Annotated in this window: 30 protein-coding genes and 1 other RNA gene; 7 read left to right on the top strand and 24 right to left on the bottom strand. The window is 47.4% G+C overall.

Annotated features, from left to right (window positions below; all coding sequences use genetic code 11):
* Position 1 precedes the first annotated feature (1 nt).
* The 21 genes from B5D26_RS10335 to B5D26_RS10435 all read right to left on the bottom strand — a co-directional run bounded on the left by B5D26_RS10335 (position 2) and on the right by B5D26_RS10435 (position 9,913).
* On the bottom strand, positions 2 to 292 hold the full coding sequence (locus tag B5D26_RS10335) for a VpaChn25_0724 family phage protein (RefSeq protein ID WP_078745662.1): 291 nt from the start codon (positions 290 to 292) through the stop codon (positions 2 to 4).
* Positions 293 to 595, bottom strand: coding sequence for a DUF2730 family protein (locus tag B5D26_RS10340; RefSeq protein WP_159445645.1), 303 nt, complete (start codon positions 593 to 595; stop codon positions 293 to 295).
* Positions 595 to 819, bottom strand: coding sequence for a TraR/DksA family transcriptional regulator (locus tag B5D26_RS10345; protein WP_078745664.1), 225 nt, complete (start codon positions 817 to 819; stop codon positions 595 to 597). Before B5D26_RS10345 ends, B5D26_RS10340 begins: the two co-directional genes overlap by 1 nt.
* Positions 816 to 1,322, bottom strand: coding sequence for a hypothetical protein (locus B5D26_RS10350; RefSeq protein WP_078745665.1), 507 nt, complete (start codon positions 1,320 to 1,322; stop codon positions 816 to 818). The genes B5D26_RS10345 and B5D26_RS10350 overlap by 4 nt, the downstream gene beginning before the upstream one ends.
* Positions 1,319 to 1,828 carry a M15 family metallopeptidase domain-containing protein gene (locus B5D26_RS10355; protein ID WP_078745666.1) on the bottom strand — a complete coding sequence of 170 codons (510 nt, stop codon included), beginning with the start codon at positions 1,826 to 1,828 and terminating at the stop codon, positions 1,319 to 1,321. Before B5D26_RS10355 ends, B5D26_RS10350 begins: the two co-directional genes overlap by 4 nt.
* A 90-nt stretch (positions 1,829 to 1,918) precedes the next feature.
* Positions 1,919 to 2,365 (bottom strand): Mor transcription activator family protein, encoded by a 447-nt coding sequence (locus B5D26_RS10360; protein ID WP_078745667.1) that lies wholly within the window; start codon positions 2,363 to 2,365, stop codon positions 1,919 to 1,921.
* Positions 2,328 to 2,843: a gp16 family protein gene (locus B5D26_RS10365; RefSeq protein WP_078745668.1), complete on the bottom strand. Its 516-nt coding sequence runs from the start codon at positions 2,841 to 2,843 to the stop codon at positions 2,328 to 2,330. The genes B5D26_RS10360 and B5D26_RS10365 overlap by 38 nt, the downstream gene beginning before the upstream one ends.
* Positions 2,821 to 3,219: a hypothetical protein gene (locus B5D26_RS10370; RefSeq protein WP_078745669.1), complete on the bottom strand. Its 399-nt coding sequence runs from the start codon at positions 3,217 to 3,219 to the stop codon at positions 2,821 to 2,823. Before B5D26_RS10370 ends, B5D26_RS10365 begins: the two co-directional genes overlap by 23 nt.
* Positions 3,216 to 3,653 carry a hypothetical protein gene (locus tag B5D26_RS10375; protein WP_078745670.1) on the bottom strand — a complete coding sequence of 146 codons (438 nt, stop codon included), beginning with the start codon at positions 3,651 to 3,653 and terminating at the stop codon, positions 3,216 to 3,218. The genes B5D26_RS10370 and B5D26_RS10375 overlap by 4 nt, the downstream gene beginning before the upstream one ends.
* Positions 3,640 to 4,125: a hypothetical protein gene (locus B5D26_RS10380; protein WP_078745671.1), complete on the bottom strand. Its 486-nt coding sequence runs from the start codon at positions 4,123 to 4,125 to the stop codon at positions 3,640 to 3,642. The genes B5D26_RS10375 and B5D26_RS10380 overlap by 14 nt, the downstream gene beginning before the upstream one ends.
* Positions 4,122 to 4,571, bottom strand: coding sequence for a hypothetical protein (locus B5D26_RS10385; protein WP_078745672.1), 450 nt, complete (start codon positions 4,569 to 4,571; stop codon positions 4,122 to 4,124). Before B5D26_RS10385 ends, B5D26_RS10380 begins: the two co-directional genes overlap by 4 nt.
* Positions 4,558 to 4,845, bottom strand: coding sequence for a hypothetical protein (locus B5D26_RS16290; protein ID WP_169917380.1), 288 nt, complete (start codon positions 4,843 to 4,845; stop codon positions 4,558 to 4,560). Before B5D26_RS16290 ends, B5D26_RS10385 begins: the two co-directional genes overlap by 14 nt.
* An 8-nt stretch (positions 4,846 to 4,853) precedes the next feature.
* Positions 4,854 to 4,918, bottom strand: an RNA gene (locus B5D26_RS10395) — hammerhead ribozyme type II.
* 6 nt (positions 4,919 to 4,924) lie between these two features.
* On the bottom strand, positions 4,925 to 5,566 hold the full coding sequence (locus B5D26_RS10400) for a DUF3164 family protein (protein ID WP_078745673.1): 642 nt from the start codon (positions 5,564 to 5,566) through the stop codon (positions 4,925 to 4,927).
* Positions 5,544 to 5,777: a hypothetical protein gene (locus tag B5D26_RS10405; RefSeq protein ID WP_078745674.1), complete on the bottom strand. Its 234-nt coding sequence runs from the start codon at positions 5,775 to 5,777 to the stop codon at positions 5,544 to 5,546. The genes B5D26_RS10400 and B5D26_RS10405 overlap by 23 nt, the downstream gene beginning before the upstream one ends.
* Positions 5,770 to 6,111: a hypothetical protein gene (locus B5D26_RS10410; RefSeq protein WP_078745675.1), complete on the bottom strand. Its 342-nt coding sequence runs from the start codon at positions 6,109 to 6,111 to the stop codon at positions 5,770 to 5,772. The genes B5D26_RS10405 and B5D26_RS10410 overlap by 8 nt, the downstream gene beginning before the upstream one ends.
* Positions 6,108 to 6,389 carry a carbon storage regulator gene (locus tag B5D26_RS10415; RefSeq protein WP_078745676.1) on the bottom strand — a complete coding sequence of 94 codons (282 nt, stop codon included), beginning with the start codon at positions 6,387 to 6,389 and terminating at the stop codon, positions 6,108 to 6,110. The genes B5D26_RS10410 and B5D26_RS10415 overlap by 4 nt, the downstream gene beginning before the upstream one ends.
* Complete coding sequence (locus B5D26_RS10420) at positions 6,383 to 6,643, bottom strand: hypothetical protein (RefSeq protein ID WP_078745677.1); 261 nt, start codon at positions 6,641 to 6,643, stop codon at positions 6,383 to 6,385. Before B5D26_RS10420 ends, B5D26_RS10415 begins: the two co-directional genes overlap by 7 nt.
* Positions 6,644 to 6,656: 13 nt before the next feature.
* Positions 6,657 to 6,935: a hypothetical protein gene (locus B5D26_RS10425; RefSeq protein WP_078745678.1), complete on the bottom strand. Its 279-nt coding sequence runs from the start codon at positions 6,933 to 6,935 to the stop codon at positions 6,657 to 6,659.
* Positions 6,935 to 7,876 carry an AAA family ATPase gene (locus tag B5D26_RS10430; RefSeq protein WP_078745679.1) on the bottom strand — a complete coding sequence of 314 codons (942 nt, stop codon included), beginning with the start codon at positions 7,874 to 7,876 and terminating at the stop codon, positions 6,935 to 6,937. Before B5D26_RS10430 ends, B5D26_RS10425 begins: the two co-directional genes overlap by 1 nt.
* A gap of 33 nt (positions 7,877 to 7,909) precedes the next feature.
* Entirely contained in the window at positions 7,910 to 9,913 is a 2,004-nt protein-coding gene (locus B5D26_RS10435; protein ID WP_078745680.1) for a transposase domain-containing protein, read from the bottom strand.
* 93 nt (positions 9,914 to 10,006) lie between these two features.
* Here B5D26_RS10435 and B5D26_RS10440 point away from each other — a divergent pair, with 93 nt between their 5' ends.
* On the top strand, positions 10,007 to 10,450 hold the full coding sequence (locus B5D26_RS10440) for a hypothetical protein (RefSeq protein WP_078745681.1): 444 nt from the start codon (positions 10,007 to 10,009) through the stop codon (positions 10,448 to 10,450).
* Here B5D26_RS10440 and B5D26_RS10445 read toward each other — a convergent pair.
* Positions 10,445 to 10,924 carry a helix-turn-helix domain-containing protein gene (locus tag B5D26_RS10445; RefSeq protein ID WP_078745682.1) on the bottom strand — a complete coding sequence of 160 codons (480 nt, stop codon included), beginning with the start codon at positions 10,922 to 10,924 and terminating at the stop codon, positions 10,445 to 10,447. The two genes, B5D26_RS10440 and B5D26_RS10445, sit on opposite strands and share 6 nt — an antisense overlap.
* A gap of 143 nt (positions 10,925 to 11,067) precedes the next feature.
* Positions 11,068 to 11,319, bottom strand: a complete 252-nt coding sequence (locus B5D26_RS10450) for a helix-turn-helix domain-containing protein (protein WP_078745683.1) — start codon at positions 11,317 to 11,319, stop codon at positions 11,068 to 11,070.
* A gap of 337 nt (positions 11,320 to 11,656) precedes the next feature.
* Here B5D26_RS10450 and B5D26_RS10455 point away from each other — a divergent pair, with 337 nt between their 5' ends.
* The 5 genes from B5D26_RS10455 to B5D26_RS10475 all read left to right on the top strand — a co-directional run bounded on the left by B5D26_RS10455 (position 11,657) and on the right by B5D26_RS10475 (position 18,119).
* Positions 11,657 to 12,217 (top strand): S24 family peptidase, encoded by a 561-nt coding sequence (locus tag B5D26_RS10455; protein WP_234985270.1) that lies wholly within the window; start codon positions 11,657 to 11,659, stop codon positions 12,215 to 12,217.
* 473 nt (positions 12,218 to 12,690) lie between these two features.
* Positions 12,691 to 14,553: a methyl-accepting chemotaxis protein gene (locus B5D26_RS16185; protein ID WP_078745685.1), complete on the top strand. Its 1,863-nt coding sequence runs from the start codon at positions 12,691 to 12,693 to the stop codon at positions 14,551 to 14,553.
* Positions 14,554 to 15,013: 460 nt separating this feature from the next.
* Positions 15,014 to 15,748: a response regulator gene (locus B5D26_RS10465; protein WP_078745686.1), complete on the top strand. Its 735-nt coding sequence runs from the start codon at positions 15,014 to 15,016 to the stop codon at positions 15,746 to 15,748.
* 21 nt (positions 15,749 to 15,769) lie between these two features.
* Positions 15,770 to 17,101 carry an ATP-binding protein gene (locus B5D26_RS10470; RefSeq protein ID WP_078745687.1) on the top strand — a complete coding sequence of 444 codons (1,332 nt, stop codon included), beginning with the start codon at positions 15,770 to 15,772 and terminating at the stop codon, positions 17,099 to 17,101.
* Positions 17,102 to 17,336: 235 nt separating this feature from the next.
* A complete protein-coding gene (locus B5D26_RS10475) occupies positions 17,337 to 18,119 on the top strand; it encodes a MipA/OmpV family protein (RefSeq protein WP_078745688.1) in 783 nt (260 codons plus the stop codon).
* A gap of 140 nt (positions 18,120 to 18,259) precedes the next feature.
* On the opposite strand, the gene B5D26_RS10480 is transcribed toward B5D26_RS10475, so the two are convergent.
* Entirely contained in the window at positions 18,260 to 18,475 is a 216-nt protein-coding gene (locus tag B5D26_RS10480; RefSeq protein ID WP_078745689.1) for a hypothetical protein, read from the bottom strand.
* A gap of 393 nt (positions 18,476 to 18,868) precedes the next feature.
* Between B5D26_RS10480 and B5D26_RS10485 the strand changes: the two genes are divergently transcribed.
* Positions 18,869 to 19,497, top strand: a 629-nt coding sequence (locus B5D26_RS10485) for a hypothetical protein (protein WP_200810659.1), incomplete at its 3' end; no start/stop codon positions are given.

A 19,497-nucleotide genomic window follows, 5' to 3' on the forward strand; every position in this document is an offset into this window, starting at 1 on the left:
CTTAACTCCGACGAGAGCGTTTAATACCGGGAACCGTGCAGCGGCCTTCTACTACGTCATAACCGCGCTCGGTTAAGGTGGCAATTTGGCAGCCCGCTAAATCCTCAAGGCTTAGCACCCCTTGCTCTTCCAACCAAGCCAAATGTGTACGCACTGCATCACGACTAATGGCATGGCCATAGGCATCTAAGCAGTCTTGCACCACCGACTCATTGGCAGTGCCACCGCAATCATTGAGTGACCGCAGCAAGCATAAGCGCTGGTCTTCTGCTAATAATTTTTGAATCGCCATTTAGGCTCTCTCCTTGAGTTCGTTTTCAAGTAACAGGTCAGACATGTGTTGCACGCGGTCTAATCGGGGTGACAGCTCTTTTAAGTCACCGCGTAAGTTGGCAATTTCTAAGTGCAGATCATGCAGCTCTGAACGGGTGGGCAGGTCATTCATACGGCCATTTAAGTGATCCATCTTTCGCTGCATCTCTTCCACCACCTCTTTTTTGGCATAGGTTTTACCCAGCAAAATCATAATTAAGGTGATGGCGGTGCTCACAAGCGCCCAGATCGGTGCCCAATACTTGGCAATAATGTCATCCATCAGCATTTCCCCCGCTCGCGCAGGCTTTGGCAATCAATGCAATAGGCGGCATTGGGTTTGGCTTGCAAACGGGCATAACCCACAGGTTCCCCGCAGGCCAAACACAGCACTTGGCCCTGAATGCGCTTTTGTGCGGGTTCTGCTTTACGCCGTTCATGCTGAGCCAGCGCCCAATCACGCTGTTGGCACTCTAGGGCTTGGGCTTTGTCTAAAATATCGGTCATAGTTTTTGCCTATCCTTTTCTTTAGATCCCTGACTTGAACCGAACCAGAACTGTAAAATCATTGGAATGGCCGCAGTGAGCACCCCAATAACCGTATTGAGAATGCCAAACACTCGATCATTAATGGTGAGGTCTGCGTAATGCACCAACAGCCCCATAATGGCGAAGTAGCCCAGAATAAAGAGCGCTGAGAGCATGATTTGCGGCCAAATGTTGACTTTAAAAAGCTCACGCGCATTTTGTCTGTCTGCGATCTCTTGCCTGAATACATCAATGTCTAATTCACGCATCCGAATTGCGAACTGTTGATCAAGCTGTTTCAGTTGCAGCAACTGTTCGTGAGACGCGGAACCAATAAACTTTGCCACCTCATTTTCAGAGGCTTCTGAGTCACCCAGCAGTTGGTCGGCCAGAAACTTCACCGCCATACCGCCCGCAGGGCCGCCTAAAGCTGCGCCTATTGTGGGCGCGACTGACTTAACTAAAGATTGCCATGTGCTCATACCGGATATGCCTTCCAACAGAGTTCAAAATGGGGGCCGTCGGTAAAGGGCGTTTCACCCGCTTTTTGCTTGCGGCGAAGGTAGGCGTGATAGGCTTGTTCGGCGTTATCGTAATGATCCAGATAATCCCAACAGCCGCCCCAACGAATGGGGACTTTTAAAAATTCAGCCGCTGTTTTAATGGCATCGGCAATCACAAAATAGTGCATCCAATCCCATGCCACCGTGCCGTTAACCCATGCGCCTAAATCGACGGCATGAGCCACCGCGCCTAGGGTTGGGTTGGCCTTGGGGATTTTGGGCAGATGGCGAGAATTAAGGGTTTTAGACTTGCCCTGACTGACACGTAATTGCTGATGAGAGGGGCTGCGAGTGGTTTCTAATACCGTGAAGTCTGTCGTTGTGAGCTGAATCGCCAGATCGACCACTTCAACCAAGTCTGGATGGCACGACAAAAGGCGCTGTTTAGAACGCGCACCTAGTACATATCCATTGCCTTGTGACATAAAAAATCCCCCGTAATATGCTTTTCAGCAGATTACGGGGGATAGTATGGAATCTGGTTCTAATGCGGGTTAGGGCTAATGCTTCTTTCTTTATGACTTAAACAAACAAGGTTGTATTTTCTGTTGGTGCAGCCTGCGCTGCTCTTTGATAATACTATAAATTGCTTGTTCGCTCAGATCGTATTGGCGAATGAGCGTACTTATCTGTACGTTAGCCGCCCACTCGTCATGAATACGTTTATGCAGCAAGGATGTTTTTACAGCATCTGCCTTTGGCAGATAAAAACCTCGACCCCCAGATCTGAAGCAAAGTGCGATAAGCACCTTCTCTGTTAAAAGGTGTTTTTCTTCTGAAGTAATGCCACTGGCGTTGAGTTCAGCATGGATAAAATCGGCCATCTCGATCAGGTCTTTGGGCCACTTTCTACGATCTACCATCACATCATCATCTAAGTGCTGACTGATGGGCTGGGTCATATCCAGCCCGAATAGATCTAGTTCAGGTGAGCTTGCTTGCGGGTGGTTGAGTGTTGTCATTGCACAGCCTTTTTTGCCAAAGTTTCAAACTTTCCAAAACGCGTGCCGCCATCTGTTGATCTTTTTGTAGCCACTCCAGGCTATCTACCCCTACGCCGCCATTCATACGGCTTGTTTGGTGCTTGACCCATGAAATCAAGGCACGTTCAGAACCCTCTTTTAGGTGTCCTGCTTTGTGCATCTCGATCCAGATTGCTCGCAGCTTATCAATCATTTGATTGCGTGACCGAGGACTATACTCACCTCTACGACTCGTTGCACCTGCTTTATTAGACGCTTTAAAATTACGACTCGCCTTAAAACCATGTGTTTCGAAATGATGGATAACCGCATAAAGCTCTGACAGACTAAGACCTTTGCAACTGTCTTTGCCAACAGCAGACTTTAGCGCAGCACGATAGGTCTCGTCGTCTAATCCAAGCTGTTTTTTTGCGATATGAATTTGGGCGATCAATCTATGCTTGGGCGCTTTTGTCATCTTTTTTTCTCCTTGACGGCTGCCCTAAACGGGCAATTAATTCGGCAATGCGGACAAGATTTTTTTGTTTTTGTTCGGGCGTCAGTTCTGGGGCAGGTAAAGCCATAACAGGTGGTCGATCAGGCATTGATTGAATTAAATCAGCGGGTTTCGGCCAAGTACGCTGACTGAGCAGCAACTGATTAAAACCTACCCTTAACCGTTTGCTGTCTAATGACTCGACCCAGCTTCGACTATTCCAAAGTAAATCAACCCACACCTCAACAACGGCTGGAAAAGTATCGTTGGATGGGCTGTACTCCAGTCGAAGCAAGTACAACCGTGACAACTCTTCAGACACCAATCGACCAAACCAAGGGGCAACAGGTGTTTTCATTCCACAGACACCGCCCTTTCAAACTTAATCAGTCGGTGTCTGTTTGGATCTGTACAGCCATATTCTTTTACCTGATAGTAAGCTGGCCTGTATTCGTAGATACCCTTGATGATGCCCTCTTTAATTTTTGTACCGATAGGAAAAGGCGGCTGAATATCGTTACTTTCAAACCATTCTTTTTCAGCCGCTTGATGCTGATCATCAATAATGCCTTCCATCTCATCCAGTAGCTCCATATCGTCTCGACTGACATCCCAGAAGCACTCACGCTCTAGCCGCTTTGCTAATTCATAACCATCCATTGGGTGGCAGTAAGCCTCCACAATACTTCCAACATCTCCCTTCACTTTTTGCGCGACAACCTCAGCAGCATGTCGAATCATCTCATCGGTTACGTCAGGTCTTTTCATTGCATTGTCTTTAGTCGAGATCATGGTTTGAGTTCTCCGGTTCTTGCCAGCGGTTTAATACTTGGCTAATCGTACTTCGAGTGGCACTTTTATTGGTCTGTACTGCCACAGGCTGTATAGGTGTGCTGAGCTGTGTGGTCTTCATAGGCGTAGCCTCTCGATTCTCCAATACACGCTTTAAGTAGTTATGGCCTGTGAGTGGCTGCCAACCACCTTGCTGCTGTTTGGCTCGCAGTGATTCCACCGTTTCAGAGAGTGCCGCCCCCAGCTGAGCACCGTCACGACTGAGATCCACTACCTCGCGACACAAACGTAACGCACGCTCCCAAGCTAGCGCACGGCTCTTAGATCGAAACAAACCCAGATAAGCCACCAATGGGCGTGAGATCTCTTTGGGTAGATCTCCCATCAACGCCATTAACTCGCGAGCGGCCTCATCATTCACCACTTGTTCTAGGCTGTGGGCAACATGGCAGCTAGGGCAACGGAGCATCATGCGGCAGACTCCGTATCAACTGGCGCGCTGTATCCACAAGATTTAAGCGATAAACCCTCTAACTTTTTATACTGTCGCACCAGTGCTGCGGCAGAGGTAAATACAGGGTCGTACCATTCAATCTTGTCATCCAGTTTAGGAAAGTGCTTTTTAGCCCTGCGCACACCAATCTCTTTGATCAGCTTTTGTTTTTCAGCAGGTTTGAAAATTGATTTGCTGCGCTGACGCCAAAGCAGCTTAACCTGAGGATCAAAAACCTCTCCGTCAGGCCAGCCCCAGCCAAGCACTATGTTGCCATCCAGATAAACCGCTAAGTCCAACCTAGACTCACCTGTTCTGATTCGTTCAACACTGATTGCTTGACCTTGATAATCAAACACGACTTTGCAGCGTAAGGTCTTCAGCTCTTCTTCTATTTCCTGCCACTGGGACTTAGTGATGCTCACAATGCACCCCCTTAAAACTGACTAATTCTTTAAAGCGTGACGGGTCACGTTCTACCAACTCGTGCAGGTTATGAACCAACACCGTAATAAGCTCACTGGGTTCAAGCTCGCTGGCTTTACACAGCACTTGGAGCGCCTGATCTGTACCTTGATAAATCTCAAAGCTCAGTGTTTTAGCGCCCACAAGCGCCTTATGCTCACGCTGTCGCGCCCTTTGGCGGCGTTTACGGTTACGGGCAAGAAGCCGTTGCCGATCTTGTCGAGTTTCTTCCATCTGAGATCCTTAGGCTGCTCATCAGTACCCAGTCACCACGCTGGGCAGACACGGCCTAAGCCGTGTTTCGCTTATCGAACTAAACCCCCGCTAAATCTAAACTAATGACTTGATACCGATCAGAAGCCCCCACCCGCTCATACAAACGGACATAGCTTTTGCTGCCCGTAACTTGGCAAGCCTCACTGATCGCCTGCATCGCCTTTTGCCACCGCCCATCGCTGATCTCTAAACGACGCAGCGCAAGCACCCGCGCGGTACGAATCTCACCCTTGGTGTCCACTCGAAACGCCTCACCAATAATGGCGCGAATCTCAGGGCCAGTGTTCTCCGTCCAGTCATGCAAACACTGATCAATCAGCGACTTAGCCGCCTGCAAGCGCTCATCAAACGTGATGCTCTCTTGAATGGCGCGTACAACCTTGTAACGACCATCAAAGCTGAGCAAACTCACATTGCCCTTCTTACCGCCCAGCTTTACGCCATATTCTTCGGCTGACATCTCTACAAAAGCTTCAATGTCGCCAAACGCAGTTGCTTTATACTGAATCAGTCCGGTTTGTAGGGTTTTAGCCTTAGCCACCAACTCAAGCACCAGTTCGTCACGGGCTTTGTCGATGGGCTTAATCAAATCCTCAGGCACTAAACGACCCTGAGCATCTTTACGGTAGCCCTCAGGCGTTGTGTCAGATGATGTATTAGTGTGTTGCTGTGCGTTCATGTTGTTCCTGTTCCTTTGCTTGAATTGCTTGTTGAGCCATCAGGGTATTTTCTTTCAGCAGGTGCGGCAGTAGCTGTGTTGCCAGTTGCTTGGCTGTTGCCCTTGCACAGAGATAAGCCAGTTTAGAGTCCGCTTTCTGATCTGAATGAAATTCAACTTCTGTAACAATCACCCCATCTTTTTCTGAAATACTGATCTTGATCTCAGCCATGTTGTGTCGCTCCTTCTCGTTTCGCCAATAACAACTGGTGCGTGTGTTTTAAGGCCCCGCTGGCTAACTCTGTTAGCAACACAACTGGGGCTTGGTGTTGTGCCACTGCACTGGCCAAGATGGCCATGTGCCTACGGCCATTGTCGTAATACTCTAAATCTGCATTCACACGGGCTTCGCTGTAGCGTCCAGCTTCATCTAAATTGAACGTCACCCCTTGGTGCTCAGGGCGAAGAAACGCCACGCAAGCACTGTGAATGCAGGTGTGTTCCAGCGAGACAATCAAGTAATCAGTCTCAGATACAGCAAGATCAAACATTGGCTTTGCACTCATGCGGCACACTCCTGTTTTGGCGCTAAAAGTTCTTCACGTAATATAGAGATCGCTTTGTTGGCACTAATGCCTAACGTGATGCGTCGCCCGCGCACTCTCAGAATCTTCACTTCAATTTGCCCCTCAAATGACACTCGTTTTTCCTCACGAGCCATCGTCATTGGTCGAGTGGTATGAGAGAACAACATCACGCGCCCATCAGGCCGGAACTGACACCACACCTGAATCTCGTCACCAATCTGCACTTTTTGAAACGGCTTGCGGTTAAGCACTAACATCCGCTATCTCCTTTCTCATATTTCTCGCCGCAGAAAGGGCAAAAAGAGTGCGAGATAGACATCTCATGGCGTTTCTTCTGCCCCTCTAACTCAACTTCAAGAAAGTTGCAGGTCACCATCCCAATGTTTAAACGGTCGGTGAGCGGGTAAACAATGCCTTTCATCCGCACCTCACGAACAGGTTTCTTAAAGCTTGAGCTTTGCTGTAATTTGGCCGTTGCTTGCTTTTCAATATCAGTGATGCAATCACACATGATCTATCCCCTTTTACTGCCAAGCAGCTTGCTGCCAGAACACTTGGCATTCGTTTAACGTGGCGCACTTCTCAACCATGCGCTGTCCTGCTTTTTGCGTATAACAACTGGTTGTCCCCTTCAGATCGTGACAGCCCTTGCCAGCCTGCACACCAATGCGCGGCATGGCATGATTCAGGTCGATCTCAAGTACCGTTAAGTTCAAGCGCTCTAGGCTGTTTAGAGCTGCGGCAACTAAGTTCAAACTGTTCTTCATGTGCTGGTTAGGCTTAATACGGTGTTGTGCGGCCATTACATTGCTCCTAGTTCTGTCCATGCGGCTTTGATGTAGTCGGTACTTAGGCGGTCGTCTGCCCCTTTGGCAAACATGCTGGCAAGGCGCAAGGCTTTGGTAACCCCCCTTAAAGCGCCCGGCTTGGCGGCAATCTCTTTTAATAGGTGGGTCTCTTTAGCGCCTACTCCCCATGCCGACGCTAATGATTCAACGTCTGCTTGGCTGGGTACGGTCAGCTTGACCCGCTTACCAATTCGGCTGAACAACTGAGCAAACTCTGCCACTCGACTGCCACCTGTCAGTTGTGCGTAAACTTGATCATTACCCACCAACGCTAACCCCACGCCTGCCATTTCAGTGAGTCGACGTACAGTTTCCAATGCGCGGGTGTTTAAAAACTGCGCTTCGTCTAAAATCAATAAGCCGCCTGTGTTGCGCATTTGATCTCGTATTTGAATCTCTAAAAGATCGGCTCGGCCTGCTACGGTTCTTAATCCTAGTGCGTAAGCAATAGCGCGTAGACAGCCCCCTACGGTAGCGGTAGTGGGCGTGCAATCTACCACCCATGCATTTTTCTCCGTTTCGCTGTAGTGCTGTAGCGTTTGGGTTTTGCCTACCCCTGCTCCACCAAAAATAACGGCCATGTCGGTGGCAAGCTGGGCGTAAGTCAGCGCGTCTAAAATGCGATTAGCCGTTGGTGTGGCAATAAAAGACGGTGCTGTTGGCAGTTCACGCCTTTGTTTGCGGTTCTCTAGCCAACGCTCCAAAGCATTGGCAATTGCATCAACGTCTGCAAAGCTGTACGCGTTCATAAACTTGCTGAACGTGCTTTTATGTACACCTGCTTCACGCGCAATTTGGTTTTGGCTCAAACCTTCAGCCTGTTGTACCACGCGAATTTGCTGCCTTACGGCCTCAAGTTGTGTGTCGGTTTTTTGAAGTTGTACCACTGCACTCATCTGCCTATACTCCGTGTCGTTTGAGTTTGTGTGTTAAATCTCTTGCGCTTTTTTGTCTTGATGCAGTTGGCGGACTGCGCGATGAAATAAGCCTTCGTATCGGTTAGTCTCTGGCACTATCTGCGCGTCGCTTTCCGGCTCTAACTCAACCACCCTTACCGTATTACCTTGGCTAACATGACCAAAGCGCGGCTGAATGACCTTTGGCTCAGGTAGTGCTGGAGCCTCTTCTAGCGGTAACTGTTGCGCCGCTTCTAGTGCAGTCATACGCACCTGCAATTTGGCCTGTTCTTTGGTGGCTTTGATCATGGCGGTACGGGCGCGTTTGTGTTCTCGTGCAAGGCTGTTGTCTCTGAAACCTACTGCGTGAACACATTCAGCCTGTCCGATGTAACGTCCGTCTAAGCTGTAAACAAACACCGCTGCGTGTAGGTCGTAAGGGTCAAACCGCACTACCAACTGTTGCCCGATATGGTTGAAAAGCTCTGCGCCGTGGTAACGGTTTTTGCCAACGCCAACCGCACCACCTGCTTCTAGTATGATTGAGGCATCTTTTTGTACTCGAACGCCTTCAGCCATTAACATCCAAAGCCTGCGCTGCTCAGCGGTTGCTTTACGAATCGGGGCATTGGCGTAAGAATCCTCAAACACTTGGTTAAAGCTTTTATGGCCTGCGGCCATTTGGGTGTTGCGCTTCTCTCTGGCGTTCCATGCCAAAATTTCCTGATTGAGCACCTTTGTAAACGTGTCTAGTGGTACGGCCTTAGAACCGTAGTTCTCGGGCTTATCCATTGGACTGCTACCCGTCCAAGCCCCTGCGAAGGCGGGATGCTTGTCGACATATTCACCCAAACCACCCACACCAAAAGCGCGCTCAATGGGCTTGGCTTGGCCGTGACCCTGACCGTTTAGCACTGATGTCCAATGCACTTGCACACCTAGCATGGGGAAGATGCCCACGGGGTCTTCTTCCTTCACTTTAAAGCGGTAACGATTGGCAACACCTCCGGTTAAGCATTTGTTCGCGGCTGCGCGGGTGTTATCAATGGTCACATGGCTGGGTATGCCAAACTGCTCAACGACATCGCCAAAGCTCAGTCGAATCATCTCTTTGTTTTCAGTAAAGTCGGTACGCCACCCCAGTATTCGACGGCTGTATACGTCTTGCCAAAACCAAGTTTTCATCCGCACTGGGTTGTCTAAACCCTCAACTTGCACCCATACGTTGTGCATATAACCGTCACCGTTGATATGCTCCATTGCGTGCATTGTGGAGACATCCCGCTGCTGACTTGGGTACAGGCGCATCAAGGCGTGTTCACCTTCTCGCATCAGTACCTGTGTTGGAAATGCCACCTCTTTATCCATGCGCCTACGAAACGAGTCGATACTGGGCACTTGCCAACCTTTGCTTTCGCCTGCGCGCTTCACGCGTTCGTAACAGGATTGGCGGCTTGGCGCTTCAAGTCGTAAATAGTCTGCTTTAAAAAAGTCCCACGCCTCAGGGCTACAGTCTGCAAACTCTCTTTGGCCGCTATGGCCACTCACTAGCGCCGCCAGCCAGTCACCGCGTTGAAAGTGCTGCACACCTTTTTTGCCACCTGCTCCGAAGTACCAACCTTTTATGGTGGCAGCAGACTTACCTGTTTCTTGCGCCACGTAGTGCATGGCTTTTTTCAAGGTGATGCCCTTGTCAACCAGTGCCATCATTCGGTTTAAAACCAGCAATTTGGCTTTGGCGGTTTCTTTTTGGTGCTCTTTTTTACGCTCAAAGTTGGCCCACAGGGCGTCTCTGTCGTAGGTCACGTCTTTGCGTACCTGCTGTTGTAGCTCTAACGAGGTGCTGACTTGTTGCAGCAGCAACCTAGCCTGAGCCGCTTCCGGCAGGTTATGCAGGTGGTACTCGTAGCCACCACCGCGACCGATACGCTGCTGAGCCTCCCAGCCTTCGCGCTTCGCCTTTAGCTGAACAGCACGCTCTGTGGTCGGCAGCTCCGGCAAACCCGCGATCTCTTGTGCGGTAAACCACTGTTTCATGGTCTTACTCCTTACCCGGCTTATCCGCAGTGGGGTAAGCTTTGGGTACACCACGGGAAATCTCATGTACCGCCAATGAAAAAGGGGACAACAATGTTGGACAAATACGAGAAAGATGCCGCAGCAATGGCAGAGGAGCTTTCAGAATCACTCGACGAATCCGAAATTGAAATTCTGCGCGCAGTGTTTGAAACCACCGCTCCAGAAGACTGGCTGCAATGGAAGGCTCATCGCGCTGCAGACGTTGTTGCATTTGTTCAAGCGACACCTTCCCAGCGACGCAAAAAAGTTCGCTGGAAAGAGGAGTACCCGTTTTATGCGTATGCGGGGTATCTGCATTGTGTGAAGGCTTATGCGCTTTTGCGCGCCCTATCCCGTTACAACCTTTCTCCCGGCGGTTCTTTCCGAAGAGTGGTTGCTGATGCAGGGCTGGTTTACGATCACGCTGCAGATCTTGAGCTTCAGATAACCTGTTGGCCGTGGGAGAACCCGCCAAAGAACTGGCTTGAGTCATCGAATCAAATTGACGCGTCATGACGCACCTCCCAGCAGCAGCTCAGGCTGTTTGTACTGGTCAAGGTTACGGCGCTGTTTCTCCAGATCTTCCATCAGGCATTTCAGAGCGTCGCTCACATCATGGGCGCTCTCTTCGCCATCAAAAAAGCGCATCAGCTGACCAAAGGTCTGGTTGGCGTTAATCACCAGGTTGGCGATGTCGTGGTTCTGGGCGCGTTTTCCGGTGGGCATCTCTACCAGCAGTTTGTCTTGCCCGTGGGCCAAAAAGCGGGTGATTAAATTGATGCCGGTGGCATGTTCAAAGGCAGGCACCATCATCAGCGGCATCCGGCCAGACGACAGCCAGCCATACAGGGTGTTTTGGCTGCTAACGCCCATCAGGTCAGCAATGCGCTGAATGCTCAGGTTCTTTTTCTCTCGGCCATGATCAACGCTCAGTTGCAGAGCCTGAGGAATATCGTTGGGGGTAATTCGGTTCCAAGGTTGCTTAGCCATTTTTTGCTACTCGATATTTATCCAGTTCAAAATAAAGTGCGGTTTTTTGTCTTTTTTGGCGGGTTCCTGCGATATACGCTTTAGAAAACTCGCAAATAAGGGAGACGCAAATGTTCTCGCACCACATGCAAAAAGTTCGTAAACTAAGCGGCAATACGTGCCGGATAACGGGAGGGCCAGATCTCTTCCGGGGCCAAACCCAAATAGTCCGCAATGATTTTTTGCATCTTTGGGTAGTTCACGTTGAACACGTTGTAGACCGTTTTAGAATTGGTATAACCGTGTTGGCGTCCCAGCTCTGCCAAGTTGGAACCCTTTTTGCGCACGGCGGCCAGTACATCTTGGCGATGCCAATCCTGCGGTTCAGATGAGTGAGTCTTAATAGTCTTGCTCATTTTTTTTCGCTCCGTTCTTGTTACTAATCTTTATAAGTTAAGCTGAACACTTGCCCTAAAGATTAGCGATAACTTGCCATGTTGCAAAGCGGGAAGTTGCGGTTCGGAGTTAATTTCTTGCTATGTAGTATAGCAATAAACTGCAACTCTTTGTTTTTAAAGGGTTTATGGTCTTTGTATGTCTGAAAAAAAAGAACCTCGAAATGATTTCGGAGTAACTACCGATAACTCCGAACCACTAAAGCTGCTATCTAATCGAATTAGACAGTGTGCAGAGATAGCAGGAAGTGGCGATGCGCTTTCGCGACTTACTGCCATACCTAGAAGAACGCTTGAAATGTATCTGTCAGGAGATGCCGAGCCAAAGGCTGTCAGAATAGGGCTTATAGCAAAGGCCGCAGGTGTCTCCGGCCACTGGCTACTTACTGGTGAGGGTGAGATATTCGAGAGTGATAAGACTGGAGCCTCAGAACTGGAAGAAGAGTTTGCCCTAGTGCCAGGCTATAACATTCAGGTATCGGCGGGGCATGGTGCCTTCCCAGATGCCTTTGAAACCCCAACCCGTAAGCTGGCCTTTCGCCACAAATGGCTGAGGTTTCGCGGCCTGCACGTCAAAGACCTGGTACTGGTATTCGCTAAGGGGGATTCAATGGAACCCACCATCAGCGACAACAACACCCTGTTGATCGACACCAGCCAACGAGATCTGCAAGATGGTAATATCTACGTTATCCGCACAGACGGCCATCTGATCGTTAAGCGCGTGCAGCAGCTTTGGAATAAAGGCATACTTCTAATCAGCGACAATGCCTCTTATAAAGAACAGCAGTTATCACCTGAAGAAGTTAAAGAGTTGCAGGTTGTTGGTAAGGTCGTGTGGATCGGTAAAGACCTTTGATCTGAAACAGCTCAGAAACACCTTGGCAACACCAAGACCATCAAAAGGCATGTTTCTTAAATCAAGTGCGTAAATCCACTGCGTTGGCTGAAAGTTCGTAAAAACAATTTCAGCTATAAAAAAGGGGCTGCATCACTACAGCCCCCGTGTTTACTGCGTTGCACGTAATCCCGTTTAGTTTTACCTAATCCCAATATAATTCTTAAAGTTAGAGCTTAAATACAGCTGTTTCATCCGCCTTTGTCAGCGATTTACCTAGCTCAGGTGGAAGGATTCTCAACCGACATCGCCATAAGGGCAGATGTATCGCCAATCTAAATCACTTCTTTCGTGTTATTTGCTGCCGTGCTGCAAAATTGTAATATAACTGTAACATTGCAGGTGTTTTCCTCCATTACTTTTAGATTGTAGGTAACGGATTTTAACTGTTCTGTAAACGGTATCATTAGATCTACAAATTAAGAGAGCATGCTATGCAAATCAAACATAAGCTTATTTTAAACGCTTGCGTAGTTATCTTGTCGATGACCGCGATGTTTTCGCTATTCAGCTACACCCTACGCATAGCCGAGGATTTAGAAACAGGCAAAGCCTTAGTTATGCAGTTAGAAAGCGATATGTTGAATTTACGTAAAGATGAGAAAGATTTTCTGGCACGCAATGATCTCAAATATGTGGCTGCCTTTGATAAACGTATTCAGCACATCCAAGAAGATATTAAGTCAATTCAGTCTCTTGCGACAGAGTACCAAATAGAAGTTCAAGATCTCAGCCTTATCGGTGAGCGGTTTCAAAGCTACCAGCAAAGTTTTCAACAGATTGTAACCGTTTCAGAAAAGATAGGTCTTAGTCACGAGCAGGGTTTGTCAGGAGAGCTGCGCGCAGCGGTGCATGATATTGAGTCTGCACTTAATGCTGTTAATGCTGACTCTATTCTAGTAACGATGTTGCAGCTACGCCGTGCTGAAAAAGACTTTATGCTGCGTCGTCAACTGAAATATCAAGAGAAGCTGGAAGAGCTGCACAATATTTTTATAAAACAGCTTAAAGGGGTGGACTTAGGTGCACAGGAGAAAGAGAAGCTTCTCGAAAAAGCCAATCTTTACCTTGTCAAATTCAACGCCTATGTTCAGGGCCTTGGACAGCTAGGCTTAACCAGTGACAGTGGCCTACAAAAAGAGATGCGCAATACCATACAAAGCACAGAAACGATGCTCGCAGAGCTGATTAAAACTGTGGATACGGCACTATATAATAAAATCCACCAACTAGAATCTTTGGCGCTATATATCTTTTTGCTGATACTGGTGCTTACCAGCGCATTGACTTGGTTGGTTGGCCGTTCAATTTTTCAGCCTATTCAAACAATGTCTCAAGTTGTGCATCGGATCCATGAGACCAAAGATCTTTCTTTAAGAGCAAATGAAACTGGGAAAGATGAATTGGCATGGATGGCTAAGTCTCTAAATACAATGTTATCTGGATTCCAGAGCCTTATTCAGGGTGTTAATCAAGCTATAGACACTATGAATAGTACGACTCAGGTTTTGTCTGAAAATGCTGGCACCACGTCTAACGATATCAATCGTCAAAGAGTAGAAACTGATTTAGTGGCAACAGCGGTGACAGAGATGGTGAGCACCATTGAGGAAATTGCTCGTACCACTGAGCAAACTGCCTTTAAAGCCAATATTACACATCAAAATGCATTAAAAGGTCAGCAGCAAGTGAGTGATGCTATCAGTGGTATTCGTCATTTATCTCAGCAGCTTGAGAGCTCTGTATCAACGGTGGCCGAGCTGGCTAAAGAAAGTGAAACCATAGGCACTGTGCTAAGCGTGATTCAAGGTATCGCGGAACAGACCAATCTATTAGCTTTAAACGCTGCAATTGAAGCGGCACGTGCTGGTGAACAAGGACGAGGATTTGCGGTTGTTGCTGATGAGGTGAGGGCATTAGCGGGGCGTACCCAAGATGCAACTCATGAAATTTCAGGGATTATAGAGACGTTACAAGACAAAACTCACAATATCGTACAGCTGATTCATACCTGTCGCCAAGAAGGTATTGATAGTCGAGACCAAGCTGAGAAGGCAGAGTTAGCTCTGCAGGAAATCACTCAAGAAGTGACAGAGATTTCTAACATGAGTACTCAAATTGCGGCTGCAATTGAAGAGCAAAGCAGTGTCGCAAATGAGGTTGGACAAAATGTACTCACTATTAGGGATATTTCAGAAGATGCAGCGCAGGCTGTAGAGCGTAACTCTAAAGCCAGTCAAGACATTGCTACTCAGGCTAATGCTTTACATCATGCAGTTTCTGTTTTTAAAGTTTGATTATGTCGAGTTAACTATCATGGGGCTATCACTAGCCCCATGTACTGTCAAAGATTTCAATATTTATGGTAATTCCCTAATCAGCTTGCGGGCATATGTAATGAGAAAGCGTGTGTTGTAGTGGTAACACGCCCAATCGCCCTGTCATGAGCGACATGCTTAATCATATCCTATCTTGCGTTGTTATATGTTGGATAAGACCATTTGGAACAAAGAGAAGTTCAGGGGTTTGTGTCGGACAACAATCAATCAGATCAAGTTAAGAAATGGCTAAATAAGCAGCTCTCTGCTGATGAGTCAGCCAAGATACAGTAGCATGCTCTACCGAGTGATTCTGTTTATGTAATGATATTGTATTTAGATCTATACATACTCATACAAAGTGAGCCTGCCCAACGATTTGCGTACAAGTCATAATCTTCTATCAAGAAAAAGGCAGGTGGTGTTCAGGAGTGAAGTTGTGCATCAAATCCTGCTGGTTGAGGATGATAAGAAGTTATCCAACATTTTATGTCGATATTTTGAGCGAAATGGTTTTAAGGTCCAAGCTGCATTAACGGGTGAAGACGCGATTAGTCTGCTACCTGACGCTGAACCCGATATTATTATTCTGGATCTGATGTTACCGGGTATGGATGGTTTAAGTATCTGTCGTCAGATACGCCCTATTTTCCACGGTAAAATTCTGTTTTTAACGGCCAGTGATGATGATATGGATCAGGTGGCTGCTTTGGAGATGGGGGCGGATGATTACGTCTGCAAGCCTCTTCAGCCAAGGGTTTTGTTAGCTCGAATTAGGATGTTGTTGCGCCGTTTGGAAGATGAGCAGACCAAAGCCGACTCAATGATTGAAACTTCCGATAGGCACCCGCTACTAGAGGGCTTAAACCAGCTGACATTTGGTGCATTGAAATTAAAACAGACCGTAAAACTCTGTCAGTTGAATGGTCATGATATCGACCTGACCAGTAGTGAGTTTGATCTATTGTGGCTACTGGCCAGTCATGCTAATCAACCTCTGCCACGAGATGAACTAGTGCGTAAAACCCGTGGAATTGAATACGACGGTCTAGATCGAACCGTGGATAATCGTATCGTCAGTTTACGTAAGAAGCTGGGCGATACCTCTTCACCTTCCCGCCATATTATTACTATCAGAGGTAAAGGCTATTTATTTGCCTCCGATGGCTGGTAAACAGCAAAAGAGGAAACCTTTGTGGCCCGTATTTTCTTTACTCTTTATGCCGGAATTATTGCTGCCGTTTTGCTGTTCTGGAACAGTGTGATCTATCTCTATGGAGAGAGAGATATGATCGAGTCACAGCGTATCCTACAGGGGTATACCGCATTATCTGGCATGATCTATGAGCTAGAGGGAAGAGAGGCTTGGCTTAAAGCGCTTAAGACAGCCGCAGACATCAATCTGATGATTATTGAGCCTGTTGATCCGGCACAACACTTAAGCGCACAAGAAATGACCCTGCTCAAGCAACATGGCGGTTATTTTCGCGCTCAGCTTGGTACCCCTTGGGATGAATATTTCCTCTATGAAAAGGCACCCAATGAGGTGGTGTGGGTACAATACGACTCTAGCAAAGAGTATTGGCATCAGTCTGAATTTGTCATGCAAGTATTTAAGCTGGGGTTTTTCAGTATTATTGCTTTAGCGCTAGCGCTGTGGATCTGGAGTTTTCATCGGAAATTATCCCGTCTTGAGCAGGCTGCGCTACAGCTCTCCCGTGGCGAGTTCTCAGGCCGTGCGCCTATCGGCTTCTTCCAGGAAGTGGGTGGTTTAAACAAGGCGTTTAACCACATGGTAGAGCGTCTGGAGCAATTGGTCTCCAGTCATAAACGTCTGACCAATGCGGTGGCTCATGAGTTAAGAACACCGATTTTTAGATTACGCTGTCAGTTGGAACTGTTATTGCCGGAGATGTCTCGACAGGAACTGGATGAGTATATTCACAGTATGGATGAGGATCTGGTAGAGCTGGATACGTTAGTAGATGAGCTGCTCAGCTACGCCCGAATGGAGTCTGGTCGGGAAAACTTCTCTCCTTCTCAAACCCAGCTTGATTCTTGGCTTAATCAGCAGCAGGATCTGACTCGAGGCTGTCAGCATTCAGTGAGCTTTGATCTCGGAGATCAGGCTAATGTTAATAGTCCAAACAGTAAGGGTGTTAATGCTGAATTTGATTCTAATCTAATCCGTAGAGCATTAAGCAACTTGATTCGTAATGCCGATGTCTATGCTGAAACGGAGATTGTCGTGGGCTATGAGGTGAAAGGGGACTCTGTTTTGATCTATGTTGAGGATGATGGCTCCGGTATTCCTGAGCAGGACAGAGAACGGATCCTTCAGCCTTTTGAGCGCCTGGATGTGTCCCGCAACCGCTCTTCTGGAGGCTATGGTTTGGGTCTGTCGATTTGCCGAGAGATCGCTCATTTACATAAGGGGCAGATCGTGATTTCGGATTCACAGCTAGGCGGCGCCCGTATCGCCCTCGAATTGCCGCTTTTAACACCTAACCGTTCCCTACATTTATAATGGCTCTCATTACTCTACTTCCTGTGACAACTGTTCAGTGACCAGATTCGTTGGTTTAAAACGTTGGTTAATATCCCTAGCGCTTAACTGACGCGGTAATATTGCAGTGATTTGTAAGGAGATCACATACAAAGCCATACACTTCAGAGCTTTTATTCTATTTGCTAAGATTGCAGACTTCTCCAACTAGATTTAAGGGACATCTTTGCCTCTATCTGAAAGATGGAGGCAGAGTATGCGGGTTAAAGAAGTTAGAAGAGCTAAGATCATGAAAAATTCATTGCTTTACACTGCATTACTAAGTTCTGCTCTGACGTTACCCTCAGCTACAGCCTATGCGGGTCAATGGACTCTGGGCTTAGGGGCTATTGGTATGGAAGAGATCTACCACGGCCAGAATGAAAGCTATACTTTATTTCCTGTCATTACATATGAGACTGAAAACCTCAGTGTCGGTGTAGAGGGGGCTTTTTATCAGTTTTATGGTGACGAAAACTCGCCTCTAGGTTTATATACAGGCATAGGCATTTCAGGTAATGGCTATGACAGTGGCGATGCGACCATTTTGAAAGGAATGAAAACACGCCATGACGGTGTTGACCTTAGTCTTGGTAGTGAATTTGATCTGGGGGTGGCAAGCCTATCAGCGGCTGTTGCAGGCGATATTTCCGGTCACCACAATGGTTTTAAAATGAGTATTGGGTTGGAAAGTAGTCTCCCTGTTAATCGTTACCTGATTGTGGCTCCTTCTATTAAAATGGAGGCTCTTAGCAAGGATTATGTGGACTACTACTTTGGTGTGAACGATAGTGAAGCTACGGTGGCAAGGTCTGCATACAAAGGCAAAGATACTGTTAATACCTCTGCCTCCTTGGGTTTTATTACTCCTCTTACCGAAGAGTGGCTCATAGTCAATCAACTGGCGTACACTTGGTTGGGTGATGCAATCAGTGATTCTCCATTGATCAAGCGGGATAAGGTGTTCAGTGGCACCATTATGACGACTTATACTTTCTAGTTTGAGCCTTTGAACTGAGCAGCTTAATCTATAACCTAGGCATTCAGTTAGACAAAATGGAGCGGGAATAAATAGCCTGCTTCGTCATCTGTTTCTGCGCTTGCCAAGTATCGTAGTTATCCTGCATAGCCATCCCGAAATCAATCATCATCCTGCATCGGTATCACATATTTACCGGAGTGTAAGCCTGATAACCGCTCAGCAATACAGGCTACTTCCAAATTGGATAACACCACAGACTCATTCTCGGGATAAAATACATAGCGATCTTGATTCCCCTCGAATATGATCGACCCAACAATATTACCGTTATCACTCACACAGTTAAGCTCTTGTTGTACAGGTAGAAATAGCACCGCTTATACTCTCTGTTATCAAAGTAACTTGGTCACTTAAAGCCCCGATCAGTTCCTGAGTCGACACTTTTTCCATTTTACCTTGTTTATCACCAATCACAGCATCCTCGCCCCTTTTATTTCAGCCTATACTGGCTGACCACAACTTAAAGCTACTGCTTGAACATAGGGGAGTGGTTTACCCCTTATACAAGTAAAGATTGCTGCCTACCTCATACAGCGTACGGTCTTGTAGTGGTCAGCTGTTTTCTTGACCTGTGTCAGAATGTATAGGAATAGTCTTGTAACTATAACCTTTGGCCTGCTGTTCACTTTCTGCTTTAGCCTGTAGTCTTTAAAATAAGAGTTAGATGAACTACATGTTTAAAAAAATTAGATGCGGAGGCGTTTAAGATGGCAGGCTCCAATGATGGCGAGAACAATAAACCTCAAGATTCAGCATCAACAACTAATGATGATGCTCTTCTTTTTGATGAAGCGACTGTTTTAAGTCGTGCTGATGAGGCTCAAAAAGAAGATGACGACATTGATTTTTCTGAAGGTGTTGGCAATGCAGAAGATTCAGGTAACGAAAATATTCAAGCGTCTTTAGGTGATGAGCAAAATATTCGACACCAACAGTTTGGAGCAGGCCAGCTTTCACCGGAAGATATTGATGTTGTGCGCCAATCTATTGATGAAGGTGGCGTAGGCATTGATTCATCAAGTGATACAAGTTTAGGGTTGCAACAAGGTGCACCGTCTGAGACTACAGGTCGACCTGATAATGGTAGTAGTTCGGTAGGGTTTGATGGACAGGCTACAGGTTCATCTGAAGCCGATATTGACGCAGAAGTCAGCTCGATAGAGCCAACGGATAATCTTAATCTTTCAGATGTATCCAGACAGTCCGCACAGGCTTCCGTGGAGAATCCAACTAGCCCAACTAGCCCAACTACGGCGACCACGGTTACCAGTCCAACGACTGCGACTACAGCAACCAGCCCAACTACGGCGACCACGGTTACCAGTCCAACGACTGC

Source organism: Oceanospirillum multiglobuliferum (genome assembly GCF_900167095.1).
In the GTDB taxonomy this organism is placed as follows: Bacteria; Pseudomonadota; Gammaproteobacteria; order Pseudomonadales; family Halomonadaceae; genus Oceanospirillum; species Oceanospirillum multiglobuliferum.

Bases quoted from the DNA above. Each gene is read 5' to 3' on its own strand.
- B5D26_RS10335 (WP_078745662.1), bottom strand. From the start codon at position 292: ATGGCGATTCAAAAATTATTAGCAGAAGACCAGCGCTTATGCTTGCTG.
- B5D26_RS10340 (WP_159445645.1), bottom strand. From the start codon at position 595: ATGGATGACATTATTGCCAAGTATTGGGCACCGATCTGGGCGCTTGTG.
- B5D26_RS10345 (WP_078745664.1), bottom strand. From the start codon at position 819: ATGACCGATATTTTAGACAAAGCCCAAGCCCTAGAGTGCCAACAGCGT.
- B5D26_RS10350 (WP_078745665.1), bottom strand. From the start codon at position 1,322: ATGAGCACATGGCAATCTTTAGTTAAGTCAGTCGCGCCCACAATAGGC.
- B5D26_RS10355 (WP_078745666.1), bottom strand. From the start codon at position 1,828: ATGTCACAAGGCAATGGATATGTACTAGGTGCGCGTTCTAAACAGCGC.
- B5D26_RS10360 (WP_078745667.1), bottom strand. From the start codon at position 2,365: ATGACAACACTCAACCACCCGCAAGCAAGCTCACCTGAACTAGATCTA.
- B5D26_RS10365 (WP_078745668.1), bottom strand. From the start codon at position 2,843: ATGACAAAAGCGCCCAAGCATAGATTGATCGCCCAAATTCATATCGCA.
- B5D26_RS10370 (WP_078745669.1), bottom strand. From the start codon at position 3,219: ATGAAAACACCTGTTGCCCCTTGGTTTGGTCGATTGGTGTCTGAAGAG.
- B5D26_RS10375 (WP_078745670.1), bottom strand. From the start codon at position 3,653: ATGATCTCGACTAAAGACAATGCAATGAAAAGACCTGACGTAACCGAT.
- B5D26_RS10380 (WP_078745671.1), bottom strand. From the start codon at position 4,125: ATGATGCTCCGTTGCCCTAGCTGCCATGTTGCCCACAGCCTAGAACAA.
- B5D26_RS16290 (WP_169917380.1), bottom strand. From the start codon at position 4,845: ATGGAAGAAACTCGACAAGATCGGCAACGGCTTCTTGCCCGTAACCGT.
- B5D26_RS10400 (WP_078745673.1), bottom strand. From the start codon at position 5,566: ATGAACGCACAGCAACACACTAATACATCATCTGACACAACGCCTGAG.
- B5D26_RS10405 (WP_078745674.1), bottom strand. From the start codon at position 5,777: ATGGCTGAGATCAAGATCAGTATTTCAGAAAAAGATGGGGTGATTGTT.
- B5D26_RS10410 (WP_078745675.1), bottom strand. From the start codon at position 6,111: ATGAGTGCAAAGCCAATGTTTGATCTTGCTGTATCTGAGACTGATTAC.
- B5D26_RS10415 (WP_078745676.1), bottom strand. From the start codon at position 6,389: ATGTTAGTGCTTAACCGCAAGCCGTTTCAAAAAGTGCAGATTGGTGAC.
- B5D26_RS10420 (WP_078745677.1), bottom strand. From the start codon at position 6,643: ATGTGTGATTGCATCACTGATATTGAAAAGCAAGCAACGGCCAAATTA.
- B5D26_RS10425 (WP_078745678.1), bottom strand. From the start codon at position 6,935: ATGGCCGCACAACACCGTATTAAGCCTAACCAGCACATGAAGAACAGT.
- B5D26_RS10430 (WP_078745679.1), bottom strand. From the start codon at position 7,876: ATGAGTGCAGTGGTACAACTTCAAAAAACCGACACACAACTTGAGGCC.
- B5D26_RS10435 (WP_078745680.1), bottom strand. From the start codon at position 9,913: ATGAAACAGTGGTTTACCGCACAAGAGATCGCGGGTTTGCCGGAGCTG.
- B5D26_RS10440 (WP_078745681.1), top strand. From the start codon at position 10,007: ATGTTGGACAAATACGAGAAAGATGCCGCAGCAATGGCAGAGGAGCTT.
- B5D26_RS10445 (WP_078745682.1), bottom strand. From the start codon at position 10,924: ATGGCTAAGCAACCTTGGAACCGAATTACCCCCAACGATATTCCTCAG.
- B5D26_RS10450 (WP_078745683.1), bottom strand. From the start codon at position 11,319: ATGAGCAAGACTATTAAGACTCACTCATCTGAACCGCAGGATTGGCAT.
- B5D26_RS10455 (WP_234985270.1), top strand. From the start codon at position 11,657: ATGTATCTGTCAGGAGATGCCGAGCCAAAGGCTGTCAGAATAGGGCTT.
- B5D26_RS16185 (WP_078745685.1), top strand. From the start codon at position 12,691: ATGCAAATCAAACATAAGCTTATTTTAAACGCTTGCGTAGTTATCTTG.
- B5D26_RS10475 (WP_078745688.1), top strand. From the start codon at position 17,337: ATGCGGGTTAAAGAAGTTAGAAGAGCTAAGATCATGAAAAATTCATTG.